Genomic DNA, 3,344 nt, shown 5'->3' on the forward strand with positions numbered 1-3,344 from the left:
CGCGACGTCTACGACGAGTTCGTGCAGCGGTATGCCGCCCAGGCCAAGCGGGTCGTCGTCGGCTACCCGAACGACCCCGACACCGAGGTCGGCTCGCTCGTGCACCCGGAGCACTACGAGAAGGTGATGAGCTACATCGAGATCGGCAAGGGCGAGGGCCGGCTCGTCGCCGGTGGCGGTCGCGCCAAGGGCTTCGACGGTGGGAACTTCGTCGCGCCGACCGTTTTCGCCGACGTCAAGCCGGAGGCGAGGATCTTCCAGGAGGAGATCTTCGGTCCCGTCGTGGCCATCACCCCCTTCGACACCGACGAGGAGGCCTTGGCCCTGGCCAACGGTGTGCGCTACGGCCTCGCGGCCTACGTGTGGACCAACGACCTGAAGCGGGCCCACAACTTCGCCCAGGCTGTCGACGCCGGCATGATCTGGCTCAACTCGAACAACGTGCGCGACCTGCGCACCCCGTTCGGTGGCGTCAAGGCCTCCGGTCTGGGGCACGAGGGCGGCTACCGGTCGATCGACTTCTACACCGAGCAGCAGGCGGTGCACATCACGCTGGGTGCGGTGCACAACCCGACCTTCGGCAAGAACGAGCACCACGTCACCGACGTGGACGACCCGGACCCGCGCTGAGCCCCTGCTGAGTCTCCGCTGGGCCCGCTGCCGGGGGCCCGGACACCCATGCCCCGGCACCCACCATCCACCCACCCCACCACATGAGAAGCAAGGACGCTGCCATGAGCACTACCGACAAGACCCTGACCTCATCGGGCTTCTACGTCTCGCAGGAGGCCCCCATCCACTCCGACAACCCGGTGCCCACCCCGCAGGCCGCTCCGCCGGACATCCTGCGCTGCGCCTCAATGGAGATCGTCGTCACCGACCTGGCCCGCTCGCGCGACTTCTACGTCAACGTGCTGGACCTCGTGGTGACCGAGGAGGACGAGGACACCGTCTACCTGCGCACCCTCGAGGAGTTCATCCACCACAACCTCGTGCTCCGCAAGGGTCCGGTCGCCGCCATCGCTGCCTTCTCCTTCCGGGTCCGCAGCCCCGAGGACCTCGACAAGGCGGTCGCCTTCTACACCGAGCTCGGCTGCCGGGTCGAGCGTCGCGCCGAGGGCTTCACCAAGGGCTTCGGCGACTCGGTCCGGGTCGAGGACCCACTCGGGTTCCCGTACGAGTTCTTCTACGGCGTCGAGCACGTCGAGCGGCTCGCGTGGCGCTACGACCTCTACACTCCCGGCGCCCTGGTCCGACTCGACCACTTCAACCAGGTCACCCCGGACGTGCCGCGCGCGACGAAGTTCATGCAGGACCTCGGGTTCCGCGTCACCGAGGACATCCAGGACGACGAGGGCACCGTGTACGCCGCGTGGATGCGACGCAAGCCGACCGTGCACGACACGGCGATGACCGGTGGCGACGGGCCGCGGATGCACCACGTGGCCTTCTCCACCCACGAGAAGCACAACATCCTGTCGGTCTGCGACAAGCTCGGCGCGCTGCGCATGTCGGACTGCATCGAGCGCGGCCCCGGCCGGCACGGCGTCTCCAACGCCTTCTACCTGTACCTGCGCGACCCCGACGGCCACCGCGTCGAGATATACACGCAGGACTACTACACCGGCGACCCCGACAACCCGGTCGTCACCTGGGACGTGCACGACAACCAGCGCCGCGACTGGTGGGGCAACCCGGTCGTGCCGTCCTGGTACACGGACGCCTCGCTCGTGCTCGACCTCGACGGCAACCCGCAGCCGGTCGTGACGCGCACCCACGCCTCCGAGCTGGCCGCGACCATCGGCGCCGACGGGTTCTCCTACACCCGCAGCGGCGACGCGCCCGACGCCATGCCGAGCTGGAAGCAGGGCGAGTACAAGCTCGGCCACCAGCTCTGAGCACACCTGCCCAGCAGGGCGAACAACGGACGAACAACGGACGAACAGGAGAAGGGATGCTGCCCGCCGAGGTCATCACGGCCATCGCCGACGAGCTCGCCGCCGCCGAACACGACCGCCGGATGGTGCCGCTGCTGACCGCGCGACACCCCGACATGACGATCGAGGACGCCTACGCCGTCCAGAACGAGTGGCGTCGTCGGGGCGTCGCGAGCGGTCGGCGGCCGGTGGGCCGCAAGATCGGGCTCACCAGCAAGGTCATGCAGGAGGCCACCGGGATCACCGAGCCGGACTACGGCGCCATCTTCGCCGACATGGTGTTCGAGAACGGCTCGGTGATCGAGCACGCCCGGTTCTCGAACGTGCGGATCGAGGTGGAGCTCGCGTTCGTCCTGTCCGGGTCCGTCTCGGGCCCTGGCGCCACCGTCTTCGACGTGCTGCGGGCCACCGAGTACGTCGTGCCGGCGCTCGAGATCCTGTCGTCCCGCATCGAGATGACCGGCCGCACGATCGTCGACACGATCAGCGACAACGCCGCGATGGGCGGGATGGTGTACGGCGGCAACCCGGTCCGGCCGCACGAGGTGGACCTGCGCTGGGTGTCCGCGCTGCTGTACCGCAACGAGACGGTCGAGGACTCGGGGGTGGCCGCGGCGGTGCTCAACCACCCGGCCACGGGCGTCGCGTGGCTGGCCGACAAGCTGGCCGGCCACGGCGACCGCTTGCAGGCCGGCGAGATCGTGCTGGCCGGCTCGTTCACCAAGCCGTTGTGGGTGCATCCGGGCGACACCGTGCTGGCCGACTACCGCGACCTGGGGACGGTGACATGCCGGTTCGTCTGACCTTCCGGGATGCCTTGGCCCCCGCCGGCCGACCGAGCCCCGACGATCCCGGCAGTACCGCATCGACGCGCCCGCTCATCGGAATGTGGGTGTCCTCCGGATCGTCGCTCGTCGCCGAGATCTGCGCCGGGGCGGGGCTCGACTGGCTGCTCGTGGACATGGAGCACTCGCCCAACGGCCTCGAGTCGGTGCTCGGGCAGCTGCAGGCCGTCGCCGCCTACCCGGTCACCGCTGTGGTGCGGGTGGCCACCGGTGACACGGTGACGATCAAGCAAGTCCTCGACCTGGGGGCCCAGAACCTGCTCGTACCCATGGTCTCCTCCGCTGACGAGGCCCGGGCCATGGTCGAGGCGGTGCGGTACCCGCCGCGCGGCCGGCGCGGCGTCGGGTCGGCCCTGGCCCGCTCGGCTCGCTGGAACCGGGTCGAGGGCTACCTCGGACATGCCGACGAGCACGTGTCCCTCTTCGTCCAGGTCGAGACCGCGTCCGGGGTCGACGCGGCGGCGCAGATCGCCGCGGTCGACGGTGTCGACGGCGTCTTCGTCGGCCCGTCGGACCTGGCCGCCTCGATGGGCCTGCTCGGGCAGCAGTCCCATCCCGACGT

Annotated in this window: 4 protein-coding genes; all 4 read left to right on the plus strand. The window is 69.6% G+C overall.

What is annotated here, in order from left to right; translation table 11 throughout:
• Positions 1 to 630 (plus strand): aldehyde dehydrogenase family protein (locus tag WMI84_RS17605; protein WP_347355074.1); only part of this gene is annotated, 630 nt, incomplete at its 5' end.
• Between the two features lie 104 nt (positions 631 to 734).
• Entirely contained in the window at positions 735 to 1,898 is a 1,164-nt protein-coding gene (gene hpaD / locus WMI84_RS17610; protein WP_347355075.1) for a 3,4-dihydroxyphenylacetate 2,3-dioxygenase, read from the plus strand.
• Positions 1,899 to 1,954: 56 nt separating this feature from the next.
• Positions 1,955 to 2,740: a 2-oxo-hept-4-ene-1,7-dioate hydratase gene (gene hpaH / locus WMI84_RS17615; protein WP_347355076.1), complete on the plus strand. Its 786-nt coding sequence runs from the start codon at positions 1,955 to 1,957 to the stop codon at positions 2,738 to 2,740.
• On the plus strand, positions 2,725 to 3,344 hold a 620-nt coding region (locus tag WMI84_RS17620; protein ID WP_347355077.1), incomplete at its 3' end, for an aldolase/citrate lyase family protein. The genes hpaH and WMI84_RS17620, both read left to right, overlap by 16 nt.

It is taken from the genome of Intrasporangium sp., assembly GCF_039812505.1.
Classification (GTDB): domain Bacteria; phylum Actinomycetota; class Actinomycetes; order Actinomycetales; family Dermatophilaceae; genus Intrasporangium_A.

Bases quoted from the DNA above. Each gene is read 5' to 3' on its own strand.
- hpaH (WP_347355076.1), top strand. From the start codon at position 1,955: ATGCTGCCCGCCGAGGTCATCACGGCCATCGCCGACGAGCTCGCCGCC.
- hpaD (WP_347355075.1), top strand. From the start codon at position 735: ATGAGCACTACCGACAAGACCCTGACCTCATCGGGCTTCTACGTCTCG.